The sequence below is a fragment of the Halopseudomonas sp. genome (assembly GCF_036960865.1).
Lineage (GTDB): Bacteria > Pseudomonadota > Gammaproteobacteria > Pseudomonadales > Pseudomonadaceae > Halopseudomonas.
On the sequence record NZ_JBALWE010000001.1, the window covers coordinates 380,237 to 399,808 of the forward strand.

Sequence of the window (19,572 nt, forward strand, 5' to 3'; positions counted from 1 at the left end):
CCGCAGCGGCGTTGCATGGCTTATGGCTCATCAAGTGTGGGAGAATCACGCCCCATCATCAGGGAACCTCCCATGCCGCGTAAAACCCGCCCCAAAGCGAAGAGCAAAGCTGCTCTACACCCGCGTAATCGCCATCAGGGCCACTACGACTTTACCGCCCTGAGCAACGTACACCCCGCGCTGCGCGGGCATTTGCTTGACTCCCCAGCGGGTGGCAAGAGTATCGACTTTTCCAGCCCGGAGGCCGTCAAGGCGCTAAACGCAGCCTTGCTCCGTCTGCAGTATCAGGTCCGCGACTGGGACATTCCGCCCGGCTATTTATGCCCGCCGGTGCCGGGCCGCGCAGACTATCTGCACACCCTGGCTGACCTGCTGGCCGACAGTCATGACGGCAAGATACCCACAGGCAAGAAGATACGGGGCCTGGACCTGGGTACTGGCGCCAATCTGATTTATCCACTGATCGGCAGCCATGATTACGGCTGGAGCTTTGTCGGCAGCGACATAGACCAGGTAGCGCTGGACAACTCCGAGCGGCTGCTCGATGCCAACCCACAAGCCGCGCAGCGCATCAGCCTGCGTCTGCAGCCACGCAGCGACCAGCTGTTCCGCCAACTGATCAGGCCAGACGAACAGATTGACTTTACCCTGTGTAACCCGCCGTTCCACACCAGCGCCGAAGCAGCCCGCGCGGCCAATCAACGCAAGTGGCAGCAACTGGGCAAGCAAGCCGACAGCAAGGTCGGCAGGCTCAATTTTGGCGGCCAGGCCAACGAGCTGCATTGTGTAGGTGGCGAGGCCGGCTTCCTGTCGCGCATGGCCACGGAAAGCGCCGAATTTGCGCAGCAGGTGTTCTGGTTCAGCAGCCTGGTATCCAATACCGATACGCTCAAACAGCTGCCAGTACAGCTGCGCGAGTTGGGCGCAACCGATGTGCGCGTGCTGGATATGGCCCAAGGCCAGAAGCGCAGCCGCCTGCTGGCCTGGACCTTTCTCGACAAGAAACAGCGGCGCGCCTGGCGCAAGGCACGCTGGCCGGCCCCGGCAAAACCCGCAGGCTAAGGATCGATTGCCGGGCCCTCTGGCCCGGCAGCCCACTCTGTTATCATGTGCGCCAGACACACCACCAGCGAAGCGAATCATGACCGAGCTATCCCCCACCCTCACCCTGGCCTGCGAGCTGATCTCGCGCAACTCCACCACCCCGGAAGACGCTGACTGCCAGCAACTGATGGGCGAGCGTCTGGCCGCAGTCGGCTTCCAGCTGGAGCAACTGAACTTTGGTGAGGTGGATAACCTTTGGGCAAGGCGCGGAGAGCAGGGCCCGGTGCTGTGCTTTGCAGGCCATACCGACGTGGTACCCACCGGCCCGCTGGAGAACTGGGATCAGCCACCCTTTGAGCCCATCGTGCGCGACGGCATGCTGTTGGGTCGCGGCGCGGCGGATATGAAAGGCAGCCTGGCTGCCATGGTGGTCGCGGCGGAGCGCTTTGTCCGCCAGCATCCTGACCATCGTGGATCGATCGCCTTTCTGATCACCAGCGATGAGGAAGGGCCCGCAACCGAAGGCACCGTCAAGGTGGTCGAGACGCTGGTTGAACGCGGCGAGAAGGTCGACTGGTGCATTGTCGGTGAGCCTTCGAGCACCGAGGTGGTGGGCGATGTAGTAAAGAACGGCCGCCGTGGCTCGCTGAATGCCCGGCTGGTCGTCAAGGGCAAGCAGGGCCACGTGGCCTACCCGCACCTGGCGCGCAATCCGATCCACCTCGCCGCGCCGGCGCTGGCAGCGCTGGCCGCAGAGAGCTGGGACGAGGGCAACGCCTTCTTCCCGCCCACGAGTTTCCAGATTTCCAATATTCATTCCGGCACCGGCGCCACCAACGTGGTGCCAGGCGAGCTGGAAGCGCTGATCAACTTTCGCTTCTCCACCGAATCGACTGTTGAGGGTTTGCAGGCGCGCGTACGCGACTTGCTGGATCAGCATGGCCTGGAGTACGAACTGCACTGGACGGTCTCCGGTCTGCCGTTTCTGACCGAGCCCGGCGCGTTACTCGACGGCGTGGCAGAGGCAATTCGGGAGGTCACTGGGCGCGAGACTCAGCCCTCCACCTCCGGCGGCACGTCCGACGGCCGCTTTATCGCTACCATGGGTACCCAGGTGGTCGAGCTGGGCCCAGTCAATGCGACCATCCACCAGGTCAACGAATGCATCAAGGCCGCTGACCTGGATATTCTCACGGATATCTACGAAGCCACGCTGGTGCGGTTGCTGGCCTGATGATCGAGCTCATCTGTCCCCATTGCCACGAACCACTGAACGCCGACGACCGCCACTGGAGCTGCGCCAACGGCCACAGTTACGATCAGGCACGCCAGGGCTACCTGAATCTGCTGCTGGTGCAGCACAAGAACAGCAAGCAACCGGGTGATACGCCGCAGATGTTGGCGCACCGTCAAGCGTTTCTCGATGCCGGGCATTATCAGCCGGTCAGCGATGCAATCAATGCGCTACTGGCAGAGTCAGCACCCACGCGCGTGCTCGACATGGGCTGCGGCGAGGGCTATTACAGCGCGCGCCTCGGCGCTGCGCTGCCCCAGGCCAGACTTGCCGGGCTGGACATCAGCAAGGATGCCATTCTCAAGGCCTGTCGTCGCAGCAAAGCCATTCAGTGGCTGGTCGCCTCCAGTGCGCGCTTGCCGGTAGCCGATCAAAGCCTGGACGCAGCGCTCTGCGTGTTCAGCCCCTGGTCGCCGGAAGAATGCGTGCGCACCCTGCGCCCCGGTGGCCGCGCACTCATCGTTGGGCCGCATGCCGACCATTTGCTGGCTCTGCGTGAAAAACTCTACGACACCGTGCACCCCACGCCGGAACTGATCAAATCGCTGCCTGATCAATTGCACATCGTCTCGCAAAGCACCCTGCGCTATGCTCTGCAGGTACCTGCCGACCAGTTAAGCCACCTGATCGGCATGACGCCGCACGGGTTTCGCAGCCAGCCTGAACGCCAGCAGGCTATCTGCGCCAGCGGCGTCGAAGGGCTCGAAGTAGCCATGCAAATGGTATTGCTGGAAAGGCTGTAAACACCCGATCAACTGCTCCACGAGGACGCATCGTGCGCCAACCCGATATCGAGATCTACCTGCGCGAAGACCATGTAAAGGATCTGCTCGCCTGGCTGCCTGAGGCGATAGGCCCGGTCGTGCTCGACGAGCCCAAGGGCAATAGTCGGCAGGGGCTGATCGAAAGCCAGCCCCCGGTTCCGCTGATGATAGTACGCAAGGCAGCGGGCAAATGGACCAGCATCTGGTTCGACAGCGAGGCTACGCCCTGGGCGACTGACGCTGACTGCGCGCGGGCCGTTCATCAGGCGCTGGGACACGAGGTCCGCTGTTCGGTAGGCAGCTGGAACGAAACCGATGGCGAAGCCGATGCCGACCGCTGGCTGAAGGTCAACGCCGAGGGTGAAAGCGAATTTGTCTGGGCTCTCTAGACCATGATCGACCAGTATCACTGGATCACCGTTTGCGCCAGTGTGCTGATGGTGATTCTGGCGGTCGTCCTTCACTACGAGGTATTGGCTCGCCTGCAGCGCTTTCTCGACACCACCCGCCTGTCTAAGAGACCCCGGATTCTCACGCTGATCTTCGTGTTGCTGTTGGCCCATATCGCCGAGATCTGGCTGTTCGGTGCCGGCGCCCTGCTGCTGCTGAAAATGCCTGAACTCGGTGGCATCGCCGGAATGCCCGAGCCCACCCTGTTTGAAACGGTTTATCTGTCCGCTACCACCTACAGCACACTGGGCTACGGCGACATCACCCCGGTAGGTAATATTCGCTTTCTCTATGGCACTGAAGCCTTGACCGGGCTGGTGTTGATCACCTGGTCAGCCTCGCTGACTTTCCTGGAGTTACAACGCCACTGGCGCGGAGAAGACGATAGCCACAGCTAGTAGGGTTGAAAACGCGAAGTCGGTCCCCATCACAGCTGTAAAGCCACGCGGAGAACCAGCCAATGCTGATCAGTTGCCCCCACTGCCACCGCAAGAATCGACTCGAATCCGCGCGCCTGGATGCCGGTCCGACCTGCGGTGCCTGCAAAAAAACGCTGTTTACCGGACAGCCGCTGGCACTGAGCAGCGCCACCTTCGCCAAGCATGCCAGTGCCGATCTACCTCTGGTGATCGACTTCTGGGCCTCTTGGTGCGGCCCCTGTCAGCAGTTTGCGCCGGTGTTTAGCAAGGCGGCGACGGCAATCGAACCGCGCGCCCGTCTGGTCAAGATTGATACCGAGGCCGCTCCCGATCTGGCCGCCCGCTTTGCCATTCGTAGCATTCCTACTCTGTTGATTTTGCACCGAGGACAGGAAGTCGCACGACTCAACGGCGCGGTGCCTGCGCAAGAGTTTGCCCGTTGGCTGGACACCCACCTGCCTGCCGTCAGCTGACGACAGCTCGGTTTTCCAGATGACAATACAGCCATGACAGGCAGGCTGCCTAGGTGGCGATTGAGCAATTCCAGCCCCAACATGCCGGATCTACGGCAGGGCCGCGAGGCATAATGTGCTGCAACGCAGGCCAGGTGAGAAGTACAGATGGCACACGCAATGCCACCCCGCTGGCTGCGGCGCAATAACAGCGCCAGAGGGGCTCAAGTAGTAGTGCGCGTGGGCAGGGACAGCGCCGCCAACTCGGCAATCACAGGCGCAGCGAGCAGGCCATCTCCCAGGGCAATGCAGAACCACTTTTCATTCATCCGCGCCTTCACCCGCAAGCGTCGCTCGCGTCAGAGCCTGGCGCCTTCCCTCTTTGCAGCAGGTGCAGACAGGTCGCCTCGGGCCTACTAGAGTTTGGCGACGTCTTCCGCTTGCAGGCCTTTTTGACCTTGGGTCACGGTGAACTCCACCGCCTGCCCTTCTACCAGAGTGCGATGACCATCGCCCCGAATGGCTCTGAAGTGTACAAAGACATCCGGACCGGACTCACGCTGAATAAAACCGAAACCCTTGGCATCGTTGAACCACTTGACGGTCCCGTGCTCGCGCTCTGCCATTACCTCTTCCTCACTACAACAGACTTGATGACGTTGCTGCATTATCGGCAACACTATTGGCCTGCCAACGCCGCCGACGCCAGAACAGCACGCACGGACCAGCAGCTCTACGCTGCTGTGGAGGCCTTGTTTCGAGTCTAGACAATGCTGAAAGGGGTGCAAGTTGAAGGCGATCAAGCCGCCAGGGAGTTCAGCCGACGGTAGGCACCGTCGGCTGAGGCAGGAGGTTACTGCTCCGCGGCAGCAGCCTCGGGTTGCAGGTCGGCGGCGCGCAGCGCCAGTTGGTCATGCTGGGCGACGCTGAGCTGGTAAGCCCAGCGCGGGTCGAACCGCACTTCCAGCGGCTGCTCGTCGTTCTGCTGCACGTTGTCGATTGTCAGCCAATACTGGTTATCGATCTGATACAGCGACGCATTGAGCTGCGACCCCGACCAGGTGCTCAACTGCATCCGCAGGCTGGGCTCAGGTAAGCTCAGCTCGCTGCGCAGGCTGACATCCTGCGCGCGCAGGTTGGCCAGGGCCAGTACCATGCTGTTGAGTTTGCGCTCCTGACCTTCGGCACCGCCCTCACCCACCAGGCGAAAGTTATAGTCGCCCTGTTCTGCCTTCTCCAACGCCAGCGTTTCACCGTCGGCGTGTTGCCAATTAGCCTTGGCAATCTGCTCCAGCCCAATCGAACTGACTTGCAGATCCAACCAATCATGGCTGTTCACCGAGATATTCAGCGGCCGGTTGATGAGCAACACCTGGTCGGTATTTGCCAGACGCAGCAGTTGCCCTTGGCCCACGGTGTTGCCGTAAAGCAAGCCCAACTCACTATCACCGGCGTCCAGGGTAACCTGCAGTACCGGCGGCTCACTGTCAGCGCTCAGGCCAAGCCGCTGATGATACTCGGGGTTGCTGGTCTTCTCTTCCTGCACTTCAGCGCCACGCAGCGTCAGCAGCAGCGCCGCCAGGCGTGGCTGCATGACCGGAAAACCATCACTGTTAGCGACTAGCCAGTTGCCCTCCTCGCGAACCAGATCAACCCGCTGCGCGCCGCGCTGCAGGGTAATCGCCTGGGTATCGGCCAAGGTCTGCAACTGCGCCTCGGAGAGCAGCTTGTAGCTCTGCAAGTCAGCCACCCGGTCGGCCTTGCGCACCTGCAGCGCCACTGCCACCAGCACTAAGGCCAGCAGCGCGACTACGATCAATACAATCTTGCGCATGCCAGGCTCCTCAGTGTTTGCGACGCAGGCGGCCAACCAGCCACCAGATGAGTACGCCAAAGGTCAGCAACAACGGCACCAGAGCGATATTGATGAACTTCAATTGGGTACCCAGGTTGTCGATGTCTTCATTCAGCTTGTAGCGCACGTCACGCAATTGCTTGCGAATCGCCAGCTTCTCATCGATGAACTGCTGAATGGCATCGCGCTGCTCGGTGGTCAGCTCGGTCAACTGGTTCGGGTCCTGGTTCTGCTGCAGCTGCGCAAGGCGCTGGTCGGTTTCGGCCAACTGCTGCTGCAGGCGCTGTTCGCTGGCGCGGAAGCGGCTTTCAGCATCACGCTGCAGCTTCTCGACCACTGTGAAGGGTCGGCTGAAGTCACCCCGCGAGCGCACGCTGATAAGCGCGTCCGAGCCGGACAGGTTATCCAGCGCATTGATCAGGAAGCCACCATTGTCAGCCCACGGCTGCGGAATGCGCTGGCCGAACAGATCCTGCACCTGCACCCACATGCGGTCAGTCAGCATGTCAGTATCGGCGACCACGACCACGTTGATGTTGTCGGCACTCTGCAGGCCCGGCTCGTGCCCCTCCACGCCCTGCGGATAGGCGGTAGCGGCCGGACCTTCGAGTCGCGCAGCGAAGGTATAGGTATGCTCATCGGCCTGGAAGCCCTTTAGCAGGTCCTCCGGATCACGCAGGCTGGCAAAGGCTTCGCTCGGCATCAATGCGCTATCTGCGGTGCTGGTCAACAGCGGGGTGAATTGCGTCTTCGCGCCCTCCACCGGCACCAGCGCGCCACCGGTACCTATGGTCAGCAATTGCAGCGGCGCGGTGATGGTGTCCTCGCTGTCGATCTGCGCGGGCTCAACCTCGAGCCAGCCAATATGACGGGCCGGCAGTTGCCCCTGACCGCGGCTGACCGACATGCCCTGACGCTCGTCCACGACCACTCGCTCAGGGTTGTATTGCACACCCCAGGCCTTGAGCAGCGGGCCCAGGTCGGAAGCCTTACCATCCGCCATGCCTTCAATCATCGCTTCCATGCCCTGATCCGACTCGGCATAGGGGTCGATAAAGGCCAGCAACTTGCCGCCGCGCAGGACGAACTGATCAACCGCGTAGAGCGCCGCTTCAGTCATGGATTTCGGATGTACCAGCAGCAAAACGCCGATATCGTCCGGAATTTGATCGACATCATGCTGCAACTCTTGTACATCGAACATCTGCTGCATTTGCTCCAGCGCGACCCAGGCTGGGGCCGGCTGCTGCGAGTAGGGATTCATGCCACCGCTCATCGGCAGTCCGGAGATCAGGCCGACCTTGGGCTTCTCGGTTTGCGCCAGGGTACTGACCAGGCGGCTCAGCTCGTATTCCAGCATCCCCTCCTGCTCCAGCGCGAAGAACGGAATGACCTCGCGCTGGGCCAACTCGTTGGTGCCGGCCAAGCCGAAGTAGAGGTTATCGCCGCTCTGGGTCAGCGGAATACCCTGCAAACCAAACTCGGCGGCGCGGTCTTCAGCTTCCGAGAAAGGCTGTGGGTCGATGATGTGCAGGCGAATCTTGCCGTCGGCTTCACGCTCATATTCCTTGAGCATTTCCTCCACCCGCTTGGCGTAATTACGCAGCGCCACGTTCTTCTTGCTGGCCTGGTCGGAGAAAAAGAAGTACAGGTCTATTGGTTCTTCCAGATCAGCCAGAATCCGCTGCGTTCCTTCTGAGAAGGTGTACAGCTTCTGTTCAGTCAAATCGATACGCGCTCCGGGCAGGAGCACGTTGCTTGCCATATTGAAGGCAACAAAGGCCAGCAGCAGCACCAGCAGCCCGGCACCAGAAAAAATCAGACGTTTCATGAATGCTCCTTTGCCTCAATCGGCCTTTTTCAGGTCGATGACAATCGCTGTGGCGAACAACCAACCGGCCATCAACGAGAAGAAATACAGCAGGTCACGCAGTTCCAGTACGCCATGGCTCAAGGCACTGAAGCGAACCTGAAAACTGAATGAGGCAATGGCATCCACCAGCCACTGGGGCGCCCAGGCACTGAAGAAATCGAGCACCATGGGGATACCGGCGGCAATGAAGATGAAACACACCACGACACTGAGGATGAAAGCGATGACCTGATTCTTGGTCGCCGCCGACATGCACGAGCCGATGGCCAGATAGCCGCCAGCCAGCAACCAGCTACCCAGGTAACCGGTAAAGATCGCGCCGTTATCGGGGTTGCCGAGATAGTTGACGGTCAGCACGATGGGGAAGGTCAGCAGCAGGGCAATGCCGACAAACACCCAAGCGGCGAGGAACTTGCCCAGCACCATGTCGGTACGCGACACCGGCAGGGTCATCAACAGCTCAATGGTGCCGGACTTGCGCTCCTCCGCCCACAGACGCATGGCGATGGCGGGCACCAGGAACAGATAGAGCCAGGAGTGGAACGAGAAAAAGGCGTTCAGATCGGCCTGACCGGCGGTATAGAAGCCACCCAGATCAAAGGTGAACAGTGCTGACAGCACCAGAAAGATAACGATGAAGATATAGGCCAGCGGGGTCGCAAAGTAGCTGCCCAACTCGCGCTTGAAGATTACGCCCAGGTTGCTCATGCCGCCTCCCCTGATGTAAGACCACGGAAGACATCGTCAAGACGACCACGCTCCACCGAGAGTTCGGCCACCGGCCAATGCTGCTCGCGAGCCAGTTGGCCGACCGCCGGGAAGATGACCTCACCGGGCTTGGCCAACACGGTGAGCTGTTGCCCTTCGCGCTGGCTTTCTACTGCCAGCACGCCAGGCAGCTGCACCAGCGCCTGGGTATCGACCGGCTGTGACAGCGACAACGTCACTGCCTGATGATAGCGCGAGCGCGCCTCCAGCTCCTCGGGCGTACCATCGGCCAGCAGACGGCCACGACCGATGATCACTGCGCGCGAGCACACAGCGCTGACCTCTTCGAGAATATGCGTGGAGATCACCACTATCTTGTTGCTGCCTTCGGCCAACTGCTGAATAAGGTGGCGCACATGGTGCTTCTGGTTGGGGTCCAGACCATCGGTGGGTTCATCGAGGATCAGTACCTGGGGGTCATGCAGAATCGCTTGGGCCAGACCCACGCGGCGCTTGAAGCCCTTGGACAGGGTTTCAATCCGCTGCCCCAGCACCGACTGCAACTCCACCTGCTCTACCGCGCGGGCCACACGCTGATGCTTCTCGGCACCGCTGAAACCACGTACCGCCGCGATAAACTCGAGAAATCCCTTGACGCGCATGTCACCGTAACAGGGCGCACCTTCGGGCAGATAGCCCATTCGCTGCTGCGCCTGCAGTATCTGGCTTTGCACATCAAAGCCACACACCGAAGCAGACCCGCCATCGGGCGTGAGAAAACCGGTGAGCATTTTCATTGTGGTGGATTTGCCGGCGCCGTTCGGGCCGAGGAAACCGAGCACTTCACCCGGTTTGACGTCAAAGGACAGGTTGTCTACGGCGACGTGCTCGCCGAAGCGTTTAGTCAGGCTATTTATACTGATCATGCCTTTTATTATTCCCCCAAATGATAGGTCGCAGCGTGCCCGTGGGCAGTCACCGCCAGGCACTCGCTTCTCTCCAGGATTGAACGCGAAGACATAGACATTGGCCTTGTGCGCTGGTTCACACTTCCCCCGTGCGAAACCTGTGGCCGGTTGCCGCAGTCACAATCCGCTGCATTCACCCTGGAGCGCGCTGCGCTCAAGGCAGAGACTATATGAATCCACCGTACGCATTTCAAGCAAGGATATGCCCGGCTTGCCGACGGTCGCTCCTGCGCCGGGCTGTTACTGCCGAACAAACGCGCTAGAATTCGTGCCAACACCCCTGACAGCCTGACTGTCAGCGATTCACCTGCCTTGAGAAGATTATGTCCGCTGCCTACTCCTCCTTTTTTGGTCGCCTGCGTTTTGGCCTGTCCAGACGTATGCTGTATCTCTGGGCAAAATCAAAAAGCATTGGTAACCCCGCGGGAGATCTCGACCTCGATCCGCTCAAGCCAGTCATCTATGTGCTGCCCTACCGTTCGCTGTCTGACCTGATCGTGGCTGACCGCGAATGCGTCCGAGCAGGACTGCCAAGGCCGGTCCGCCCGCCGAGAGAACCATTGCAGCAAGAGGAATCCTACGTTTTTCTGAGTAGCGAAAGCTCCTGGGTCGGCCGGCCTGATCCGCGCCGTCAGTCCCCGCGCATGGGGCAGATTCTGGACGCGGTGGAGCGCGGATGTGACGAGGTACAGCTTGTCCCGATTACCGTGTTTTGGGGGCTCTCGCCAGATGCCGAGTCCTCACCCATCAAGCTGCTGTTTGCCTACAACTGGGTTGGCGGGCGACTGCGCAAACTGCTGGCCATACTGCTGCACGGCCGCAACATTCGCGTGCACTTTGGCAAGAGCATGTCGCTGCAGGCGCTGACCAGCCCCGAACCTGATCACGAACGCCACCTGCGTCGTGTCAACCGCCTGCTACGCGTCCACTTCCGCCACCAGCGCACTGCCGTCGTGGGTCCGGAGCTGGCCCACCGCCGCACGCTGTTGAAGGGTCTGCTGCACGGGCCCATGGTCAAGGAAGCCATTCGCCGCGAGGCCGCCGACAACAATATCAGTCACGACAAAGCCCAGGCCTTGGCAGCCCGCTACGCCAACGAAATTGCCTCGGACTTCACCTACAGCATCATTCGCTTTCTCGAGGTAGTGCTGTCGTGGTTCTGGAACAAGCTGTATGACGGCGTGAAGGTCAACCATATCAAGCGCGTGCACGATATCGCGCGTGGCAACGAAATCATCTACGTACCCTGCCATCGCAGCCACATCGACTACCTGCTGCTATCCTACCTGCTGGTGCGCAACAGCCTGACGCCCCCGCACATCGCCGCCGGGATCAATCTCAATATGCCGGTCATCGGCGGCATCCTGCGGCGCGGCGGCGCTTTTTTCATGCGCCGCAGCTTCAAGGGCAATCAGCTATACACCGCCGTATTCAACGAGTACCTGCATACCCTGTTCAGCCGCGGCTTTCCGGTGGAATACTTTATCGAAGGCGGCCGCTCACGCACCGGCCGCATGCTCAGCCCGAAAACCGGCATGCTGGCGATTACCCTGCGCAGTTTCCTGCGCTCACCGCGGCGGCCGATTGTGTTCGTTCCCGTCTACATAGGTTATGAACGGGTACTGGAGGGGCGCACCTACCTGGGTGAACTGCGCGGCAAGACCAAGAAGAAAGAGTCTATTTTCGATCTGTTTCGGGTCATCTCGGCGCTTAAGCTGCGCTTTGGTGAGGTCGCCGTCAACTTCGGACAACCGCTGCCGCTGGCCGACTTTCTCGACCAGCAGCAGCCGGATTGGCGCACGCAAGCGCTCGGGCCGGACTACCGCCCGGCCTGGTTGAACGACACCACCAACCAACTGGCGCGCACCCTGACCAGCGCCATCAGCGCTGCCGCTGACGTCAACCCGGTCAACCTGGTGGCGCTCGCAATGCTCTCGACCGCGCGCCTGGCGCTGGACGAAACCTCGCTGGCGAAGGTACTCGACCGTTACGCTGCGTTGTTGCGTCAGGTGCCCTACAGCGACAGCGTGACCCTGCCGGATATGGACGGGCAGGCGATGATCAAGCACGTGGAGAGCATGCAGATGATCCAGCGCCAGTCCGACGCACTGGGCGAGATCATGGTGCTGGACGAGCCGCAAGCGGTACTGATGACCTACTACCGCAACAATATTTTGCACCTTGTAGTGCTGCCGGCATTGATTGCCTGCCTGTTCCAGAACAACCCGCGGATGAACCGCTCGCAGATCGAACGCTTGATTCTGGGCATTTACCCCTACCTGCAGGGCGAACTCTTTCTTCAATGGGACGAGGAACAGCTGCCGCAGGTCATCCAGACCTGGGTCGACAGCCTGGTGGCACAAGGGCTGCTGCGTGAAGAGGATGGCCAAATTCACCGACCGGACCTGAGCTCAGCCGACTTTGTCATGCTCAGCCTGCTGTCGCGCAGCATCATCCAGATTCTCGAACGCTTCTACATGGCCTCGGCGCTGCTGCTGAACTTCCCCAACGGCAGCCAGACCGCAGAACAGCTGGAAGCCCTGTGTACGGTGATGGCGCAAAGGCTGTCGATTCTGCACGGCCTGAACGCGCCGGAATTCTTCGACAAAACGCTGTTCCGCCAGTTTATCCAGCGGCTGGTTGACTTGCGTGTGGTGAGGCCAGACGAGGAAGGCCGACTTCACTATGTTGCCGGCCTGGAAGACATTGCCGAGAACATTGCCAAGCGGGTCCTGAGCGCTGAAATTCGCCTGTCGATTCGACAGGTAGCGCGCACCTCTAAGGCGGAATGACGGCTACTCCAGGCGTTTCTTGCCGTAGATATCGTAGCGGCTGGACTGCCCTTTCATTTCTGCGCTGGGCGCCTGGCCGGCAATGGCCGGCGCCTTGCGCGGACGTTTGACCACCACCCGGTGGCTGGCCAGCTGCAGCGCGGCGGCGAGCAGCTCGGGAGCGTCATCGTCATCTCCTGCCAGCGGCCGAAACAGGCGCATCTCCTTTTTAACCAGCGCCGACTTATCGCGGTGCGGGAACATCGGATCCAAGTGGATCACCTGCGGAATATCGTTATGCCAGTCCGTCATGGCGGTAATGGCATCGCAGCACCGCAGTTGCATACGCTCGGCGATCTCGGCAACCTCGCCGCCGGCAGCACGAGCCCGTTGCAGCCCGTCTTCCAGCAGTGCAGCCACCACCGGCTGGCGCTCCAGCAGCGTCACCCGGCAGCCCAACGAGGCCATAACGAAGGCATCACGTCCCAAACCCGCAGTGGCATCCAGGATGCTCGGGCGTAGCGCGCCGCGAATACCCACAGCACGCGCCACCATCTGCCCCGCGCCACCGCCAAACTGGCGCCGATGCGCCTGCGCGCCCCCGACAAAATCAACCCGCACCGCACCCGTGGCGGCAGCACCCGGCACATCCGCCTCGGTGCTGCGTAAGCTGAGCCCCTGCCCATCAACGCACAACAACAATGCCGCCAGCGGCGCCTGCGCTTGCTGCAGCGGCAACTGCAGGCGTTCTGCCAACGCCGCAGCGGCGCTTTCATGACCCTGCGCCGCAAAGATCGCCAGTCCGTCAGCGCCGTTATCTAGGCTCATTGCTCCCGCTCCTTAAACGATAAACAGCTCGGTAAATAGTTGGAGGGCATTCAGAACAGACCTGCCTGCTGCGGTTGCTGCGCCGCCTCGACCTCACCGGGCCAAACGGGCATCGGCGGCAAATCGGCAAGCCGCCGCTGCAACTGCTGATGAAAACAACGCGCCAACTCTGGTGCCAGACGGTTGTCCGGCGTGTGCATGAAAACCAGCGGCCGCAACCCCGCTTCGAGCCACTGCGCGCACTTGGTGATCCAGGGCTGCAAGGCGGCGAGGTTGGCAGCGTTATCCATGCCACCAACAAAGCGCACCGCGGGCTGAGCGGTCAATGCCAGCGCGTGAACCGGCAGGCGCGGTTTACGCGCCTTGGCTTCCAGAGTCGCGGGCGAAGTATCGGTACTGGCAAAAAGCGCACGGGTATCGAAGATAATGCGCTCCACACCACGCTGATGCAGCTGACGGTTCAGTTGTTGCTCGTGGCTGTCTTTGCGGAAGAAGTCGAGATGACGGACCTCCACGGCGTAATCAAACTCGCCAGGCAGCGCATCCAGAAACGTTGTCAATTCAGACAGACTCGCAGGGGCAAAGCGCTGCGGCAGTTGCAGCCAGACAGGTCCAAGACGTTGCTCCAGTGGCGCCATACGGCTGAAGAACTCCTTGAGCATCGGGCTGGCAGGATCCAGCCGACCGCCGTGGCTGACCTCCCGCGGCAGTTTCGCGCAAAAGCGAAATGTCGGCGGCATCAGCTCCGCCCAACGCGTCACGCGCTCGGCATTCGGCAGGGAATAAAAAGTCGTGTTGCCCTCTACCGCAGCAAACACTGAACAATACTGCGCCAGACGCTGGTCGGCATCACTATCACTGGTATACAGGGCGCCTTGCCACAGGGGATCGGACCATTGAGTGCAGCCCAGACGCAGGGGGGATTCGGTCAGCGGCACCGATCAGGCAAACAGGTCTATGCCGACCACGTTCTCAGCATCACCCTCGACCGGCAGGTTGGCCGTGGCTTCATAACTGGCCAGCGCCTGGTTGGTGCGGCCGTAGACCGGTTGCTGAGTCTCGCGGCGGGCCGGGATGTATTCGGCATTGGCAGAGGTGGCGTTAACCGTGCGGGCGGTCAGCGAGCGGCTGGACGAAACAGTTGTAGCCTGTTCCGCCGCACTCGCACGCGCAGCATCGACCGGCGCCGCCGAGGTGGCGATCCGGTTGTTGCGCTCGGGGAGCGTGGTGTAAGGGTTCAGGCCGTCAAGACGCACTGCGAATTCTCCGCTTTCAAGGCGCTCAGATTAGCGCTGCGCTTTGGGCGTGGCAACCTTGTCACGCAAATAGATGGGTTGGGCATCAGCGGCGTCCAGTACCTCGCCAGCCAACCAAAGCGGCAACGCCAGCGCCAGCAGATCGCGCGCATCCGGCAGCATCTGCGGCCAACACACCGCAGGCTTGACCGCTAGCCGTTCCGCGTACTGCCAGCCAGTACCCGCCCCGGTCAACTCAGCCTGAGCATCAGTGACGGGTACTGTCACCTGCTCCGGAGCACATACCCGCTCGTCGGAAACTGCGTGCATTACGCCATCACGCTGCGCAAACACCCCCCAGTACACTTCATCCATGCGCGCATCGATCGCCGCCGCCACAAACTCAGCCTGATGCTCACGCCAGGCACGTTGCGCCAGCGCAGCAAGATTGGAGATGGCGATCACCGGCTTGCCAGTGGCAAAGGCAAGGCCCTGCACCATACCGGTGGCGATGCGCACGCCGGTAAAGGCACCCGGCCCGCGCCCGAACACCAACGCGTCCACCTGCGCCAGCGTGATGCTTCGCTCGTGCAGCAGCTCTTCGAGCATCGGCAGCAACCGCTGCGCGTGCTGGCGTGGAATGACTTCACTGCGATAGACCACCTCGCCCTCATGCAGCAGCGCTGCCGAGCAGGCTTCGGTCGCAGTATCCAGTGCAAGCAGTGTGGTCATGGGTTTCCAGCAGTGGTCTCAAAAGGGTCGGGAATTGTACCCAAATGCAAAGGCCCGTGCGACAGGACGTCAACACGGGCCTTGGGTCAAGCAGGTAAAGGTCAGCTCAGCGCTGCCAGCACCTTGGCGGTGATCTGCTCTACCGAGCCGACACCTTCGACCTTGGAGCACTTGGGCGCGCCCTTGTCGGCGGCCAGCTGCTTGTAAAACTCGACCAGCGGCTTGGTCTGCGTGTGGTAGACCTGCAAGCGCTTGCGCACGGTCTCTTCCTTGTCATCATCACGCTGGATCAGCTCTTCACCGGTCACATCATCCTTGCCGGCTACCTTCGGCGGATTGTGCTCGACGTGATAGATGCGGCCAGAACCGGGATGAACGCGACGACCGGACAGGCGCGCGACAATCTCTTCGTCGGCAACGGCGATTTCCAACACGTGATCCAGCTCGATGTTGGCGTCAACCAGCGCTTCGGCCTGCGGAATGGTGCGGGGGAAACCGTCAAACAGGAAGCCGTTGGCACAATCTTCCTGAGTGATACGCTCCTTGATCAAGCCAATGATCAGGTCGTCCGACACCAACCCGCCGCTGTCCATGACTTCCTTGACCTGCTTACCCAGATCAGTGCCGGCCTTGATCGCTGCGCGCAGCATGTCGCCGGTGGAAATCTGCGGAATACCAAAGCGCTCACAAATGAACTGAGCCTGGGTACCCTTGCCCGCACCGGGGGCGCCTAACAGGATGACTCGCATGATTTACTCCTCGTCTAACTGAAACCGCGCCAACGGCAGCAACCGGCCGCCTGCTGGCAGAGGACAGGCGCGCAGGCCGTCACAAGAATTCGTTTAGCCCATACAGCCGGGGGCAAAAGGGCGTTCAACATACACGCCCGCGCCAGCATGCACAAGCTGGACCATTGTCGCACCCAGGCAAGCCCTTGAAACACATGACAATGGTGCCGCCAAACCGAGGGATGGCGGCACTCGCAGCCGACTTAACCGGTGTTGCGCATACCCGCCGCGATGCCAGCCACGGTAACCAACAAGGCGCGCTCGAGATCCGGATCGATACTCTCACCCTGCGCACGCGTACGCGCCATCAATTCCGCCTGCAGCAAATGCAGGGGATCGGTGTAGGGGTTGCGCACTGCGACCGACTCACTCAGTGCCGGGTTGTGCGCCAGCAGGGTTTCTGTACCGCGCAGCTCCAGCACCACCTCGGTCGCCTGTTGCAGCGCAGCGCGCAGACGCTCGCCCAGTGGCCAGAGCTCGGCACTGGCCAGACGCTGTTCATAAAAGCGCGAAATACCCGCATCGGCCTTGGACAACACCATTTCCAGCATTTCTATCCGTGCCAGAAAGAACGGCCAGCCCGCCATCATATCTCGCAGTACCTGGCCTTCGCCGGCGTCCAGCGCCTCCTGCAGGGCCTGGCCGGCGCCCAGCCAAGCGGGCAGCATGAGACGCGTCTGTGTCCAGGCAAAAATCCACGGGATCGCCCGCAGGGTTTCAATCCCCCCCTGGCTGCGCCGCTTGGCCGGGCGGCTCCCCAGGGGCAGCCGTGCCAACTCCTGTTCCGGCGTCGCCTGCCGGAAGTACTCGACAAACTGTGGCTCCTCACGCACTACCCCGCGATAGACCTCGACCGAGCGGTCAGCCAGGCGCTGAATCAGTTCGCGCCAGGCGGGTTCGGGGGCAGGCGGAGGCAGCAGACTAGCCTCCAGCACGGCGCTGGCATACAACTGCAGACTCTGCACAGCGATACCCGGCAAACCGAACTTGAAGCGAATCATCTCGCCCTGCTCGGTTACCCGCAGCTGTCCCTGCACCGAACCGGGCGGCTGCGAGAGAATAGCCATGTGAGCTGGCGCGCCACCACGCCCGACGGTACCACCACGCCCATGGAACAGGCGCAGGTGCACTCCGTGCTGCTGGCACACCTTTACCAGCGCTTCCTGCGCGCGATATTGCGCCCAGCCGGCCGCCAGGGTTCCGGCATCCTTGGCGGAGTCCGAGTAACCGATCATGACTTCCTGCTCATCACCGACCAGCGCTCGATAATCCTGCAGCGACAGCAGCCTATCAATCGCGTCGGCCGCGTGCTCCAAGTCGGCTAGCGTCTCGAACAATGGCGCCACGCGCATCGGCCATTGCACGCCGGTTTCCTTCAACAGCAACTTGACCGCCAGCACGTCGGAGGGGTGCGAGGCCATCGAAATGACATAGGAGCCCAGCATCAGCTGCGGTTGACTGGCTACCACCCGACACGTGGCCAACACCTCGGCAACCTCGGCGCTCGGCTGCCAATCCGCCGGCAACAGTGGCCGCCGACTGTGCAGCTCCTGTAGCAGGAAGCGACAGCGCTGCGCCTCATCCCACTCGGCGTAATTGCCGAGCTGCAGGTACTCGGTCAGCTCGGCAAATACGTCGGCATGACGCCCGGCATCCTGCCGTATATCCAGTTTGACCAACCCCAGACCAAAGGCATTGACCCGGCGCAGCGTATCGAGCAGCGGGCCGTGTGCAATGCGCCGCATGCCCAGTTGCACCAGCGAGTGATAGCAGGCTTCCAGCGGGGCACGCAGTGCTTCGAGCGTCTGCAACACGGCCTCATCGGGAGCGATATCCTCACTCAGTGCGGCCTTGGCCCAGTCGCGCGTTGCCAACAGACGTAATTTGAGCTGCTTGAGAACCGCACGATAGGGCTCGGCCGCCCCGCCAGACAAGGCCTGCAGCTCGTCGGTGGCGGCATGCATGGACAGTTGATTGGCTAACGCGTCAATGTCGCGCAGATACAGATCCGCCGCCATCCAGCGCCCCAGCAGCAGCACTTCACGGGTGATGGGCGCGGTGACATTGGGGTTGCCGTCACGATCCCCACCCATCCAGGACGCGATACGGATCGGCGCCGCATGCAGGTCCAGGTGCTCCCCGGTTGCGGCAAAGATATCGGCATCAAAACGGCGTAGAAACTGCGGCAGCGCCTGCCAGAGCGAGTGCTCGATGACCGCAAAGCCCCACTTGGCTTCGTCTACCGGCGTGGGGCGCTGGCGCCGAATCTCATCGGTATGCCAGGCCTCACTGATCAGACGCGCCAGGTCCTGACGCACCGACTCACGCTCTGCGTCGGTCAGATCGTCGTGGTCGCCACGCGCCAGCGCTTCGACGATAGCGTCGTATTTCTGAATCAAGGTACGCCGCGTCACCTCGGTGGGGTGAGCCGTCAGCACCAGCTCGATATCCAGCGTATTGATCTGCTGCATGATCTGCCCGGCGCTGAAGCCTTCGCCTTGCAAACGGCTGAGCAGCTCGCTGACACAGCGCATCTCGAACGCCAGCGGCTCATCGGCGCGACGTCGGCGGATACGGTGGTGTTGTTCAGCGATATTTGCCAGATTGAGAAACTGATTGAACGCCCGACACACCGGCAGCAGTTGTTGGTCAGGCAGGTCTTGCAGCGCGGCGAGCAGCTCATCGTGCGCGGCGGCGTCCTGCTTGCGGCCCTGCTTGGCGCCCAGGCGTATGCGTTCAATGCGTTGCAGAAAGTCGGCGCCCAGGTGGGCCTGGATGGTTTGCCCGAGCAAAGTGCCTAGATGGTGTACATCCTCACGCAGGCGAGCATCGATTTCAGTCATACAGGAACCTCCAGCCGTGTGGACACACAGCATGCGATGCAACAAAGACGCTGACAAGGGGTCAAGAGTACTGGGTGCGGTGAATAATGCAGCCAACCGCTGCTGCCGCAGACAGCTGTCGCATATGGTCTATGCTGACAGTGTCGCCACAAGCGAACTAAAGAGACGAGGGGGAAACATGAAGATCCGTGAACTCACCCAGACGTGGGAAAAGACCGCCAAAGGGCGCGTAACCCGCAACAGCTACGAGGTCAAATTATGCCTGGAAGACGCAGCGCGGCTCGCGGCGCTGCATGAAATGTACCCCAAACGCAGGGTCGAGGATCTGATTACCGATCTGCTCAGCGCAGCCCTGGAAGAGCTGGAGGCCAGTCTGCCTTATCAGGCCGGTACCGAGGTCATCTCGCGCGATGAATTGGGCGATCCACTGTACAAGGACGAGGGCCCTACGCCGCGCTATCTGGCGCTGAGCCGCAAGCACCTGCAAGAGTTGATCGAGCAACAGCAGGAAATTCAGCACTGAGCTTTTGACCGGCGCTGCGGACCGC

19 protein-coding genes are annotated in these 19,572 nt (G+C 61.3%); 8 read left to right on the forward strand and 11 right to left on the reverse strand.

Annotation, left to right across the window (positions count from 1 at the left end; translation table 11 throughout):
- Positions 1 to 72 precede the first annotated feature (72 nt).
- The 6 genes from rlmF (at position 73) to trxC (ending at position 4,444) form a co-directional block, all read left to right on the forward strand.
- Complete coding sequence (rlmF, locus tag V7747_RS01790) at positions 73 to 1,062, forward strand: 23S rRNA (adenine(1618)-N(6))-methyltransferase RlmF (RefSeq protein ID WP_335614343.1); 990 nt, start codon at positions 73 to 75, stop codon at positions 1,060 to 1,062.
- Between the two features lie 79 nt (positions 1,063 to 1,141).
- Complete coding sequence (gene dapE / locus V7747_RS01795) at positions 1,142 to 2,278, forward strand: succinyl-diaminopimelate desuccinylase (RefSeq protein ID WP_335614344.1); 1,137 nt, start codon at positions 1,142 to 1,144, stop codon at positions 2,276 to 2,278.
- Positions 2,278 to 3,081: a putative RNA methyltransferase gene (locus V7747_RS01800; protein ID WP_335614345.1), complete on the forward strand. Its 804-nt coding sequence runs from the start codon at positions 2,278 to 2,280 to the stop codon at positions 3,079 to 3,081. Before dapE ends, V7747_RS01800 begins: the two co-directional genes overlap by 1 nt.
- A gap of 32 nt (positions 3,082 to 3,113) precedes the next feature.
- Positions 3,114 to 3,491, forward strand: coding sequence for a hypothetical protein (locus tag V7747_RS01805; protein WP_335614346.1), 378 nt, complete (start codon positions 3,114 to 3,116; stop codon positions 3,489 to 3,491).
- A gap of 3 nt (positions 3,492 to 3,494) precedes the next feature.
- A complete protein-coding gene (locus V7747_RS01810) occupies positions 3,495 to 3,950 on the forward strand; it encodes a potassium channel family protein (RefSeq protein ID WP_335614347.1) in 456 nt (151 codons plus the stop codon).
- A 62-nt stretch (positions 3,951 to 4,012) separates the two neighbouring features.
- The gene (gene trxC / locus V7747_RS01815; RefSeq protein WP_335614348.1) at positions 4,013 to 4,444 is read left to right on the forward strand and encodes a thioredoxin TrxC; all 432 of its coding nucleotides are present in this window, start codon (positions 4,013 to 4,015) and stop codon (positions 4,442 to 4,444) included.
- 395 nt (positions 4,445 to 4,839) lie between these two features.
- On the opposite strand, the gene V7747_RS01820 is transcribed toward trxC, so the two are convergent.
- The 5 genes from V7747_RS01820 to V7747_RS01840 form a co-directional block, all read right to left on the reverse strand.
- The gene (locus V7747_RS01820; protein ID WP_092288026.1) at positions 4,840 to 5,049 is read right to left on the reverse strand and encodes a cold-shock protein; all 210 of its coding nucleotides are present in this window, start codon (positions 5,047 to 5,049) and stop codon (positions 4,840 to 4,842) included.
- 227 nt (positions 5,050 to 5,276) lie between these two features.
- Entirely contained in the window at positions 5,277 to 6,257 is a 981-nt protein-coding gene (locus V7747_RS01825; RefSeq protein WP_335614349.1) for a DUF4340 domain-containing protein, read from the reverse strand.
- Positions 6,258 to 6,267: 10 nt separating this feature from the next.
- Positions 6,268 to 8,109: a Gldg family protein gene (locus tag V7747_RS01830; protein ID WP_335614350.1), complete on the reverse strand. Its 1,842-nt coding sequence runs from the start codon at positions 8,107 to 8,109 to the stop codon at positions 6,268 to 6,270.
- 15 nt (positions 8,110 to 8,124) lie between these two features.
- On the reverse strand, positions 8,125 to 8,859 hold the full coding sequence (locus V7747_RS01835; RefSeq protein ID WP_092288023.1) for an ABC transporter permease: 735 nt from the start codon (positions 8,857 to 8,859) through the stop codon (positions 8,125 to 8,127).
- The gene (locus V7747_RS01840) at positions 8,856 to 9,785 is read right to left on the reverse strand and encodes an ABC transporter ATP-binding protein (RefSeq protein ID WP_335614351.1); all 930 of its coding nucleotides are present in this window, start codon (positions 9,783 to 9,785) and stop codon (positions 8,856 to 8,858) included. Before V7747_RS01840 ends, V7747_RS01835 begins: the two co-directional genes overlap by 4 nt.
- 365 nt (positions 9,786 to 10,150) lie before the next feature.
- Between V7747_RS01840 and plsB the strand changes: the two genes are divergently transcribed.
- A complete protein-coding gene (gene plsB / locus V7747_RS01845; protein WP_335614352.1) occupies positions 10,151 to 12,619 on the forward strand; it encodes a glycerol-3-phosphate 1-O-acyltransferase PlsB in 2,469 nt (822 codons plus the stop codon).
- Between the two features lie 3 nt (positions 12,620 to 12,622).
- Here the strand turns inward: plsB and V7747_RS01850 are convergent, their stop codons facing one another.
- From V7747_RS01850 to ppc, 6 genes are all read right to left on the reverse strand, one after another.
- Positions 12,623 to 13,426 (reverse strand): class I SAM-dependent methyltransferase, encoded by an 804-nt coding sequence (locus tag V7747_RS01850; RefSeq protein WP_335614353.1) that lies wholly within the window; start codon positions 13,424 to 13,426, stop codon positions 12,623 to 12,625.
- Between the two features lie 50 nt (positions 13,427 to 13,476).
- Complete coding sequence (locus V7747_RS01855; protein WP_335614354.1) at positions 13,477 to 14,364, reverse strand: DUF72 domain-containing protein; 888 nt, start codon at positions 14,362 to 14,364, stop codon at positions 13,477 to 13,479.
- Positions 14,365 to 14,367: 3 nt separating this feature from the next.
- Positions 14,368 to 14,682: a hypothetical protein gene (locus V7747_RS01860; RefSeq protein ID WP_335614355.1), complete on the reverse strand. Its 315-nt coding sequence runs from the start codon at positions 14,680 to 14,682 to the stop codon at positions 14,368 to 14,370.
- 30 nt (positions 14,683 to 14,712) lie between these two features.
- Positions 14,713 to 15,393 (reverse strand): tRNA (adenosine(37)-N6)-threonylcarbamoyltransferase complex dimerization subunit type 1 TsaB, encoded by a 681-nt coding sequence (gene tsaB / locus V7747_RS01865; RefSeq protein WP_335614356.1) that lies wholly within the window; start codon positions 15,391 to 15,393, stop codon positions 14,713 to 14,715.
- Positions 15,394 to 15,494: 101 nt separating this feature from the next.
- The gene (gene adk, locus V7747_RS01870; protein WP_335614357.1) at positions 15,495 to 16,142 is read right to left on the reverse strand and encodes an adenylate kinase; all 648 of its coding nucleotides are present in this window, start codon (positions 16,140 to 16,142) and stop codon (positions 15,495 to 15,497) included.
- Positions 16,143 to 16,384: 242 nt separating this feature from the next.
- Positions 16,385 to 19,024 (reverse strand): phosphoenolpyruvate carboxylase, encoded by a 2,640-nt coding sequence (ppc, locus tag V7747_RS01875; protein ID WP_335614358.1) that lies wholly within the window; start codon positions 19,022 to 19,024, stop codon positions 16,385 to 16,387.
- Between the two features lie 178 nt (positions 19,025 to 19,202).
- Between ppc and V7747_RS01880 the strand changes: the two genes are divergently transcribed.
- Positions 19,203 to 19,547, forward strand: coding sequence for a pilin assembly protein (locus tag V7747_RS01880; protein WP_335614359.1), 345 nt, complete (start codon positions 19,203 to 19,205; stop codon positions 19,545 to 19,547).
- Positions 19,548 to 19,572: the final 25 nt, after the last annotated feature.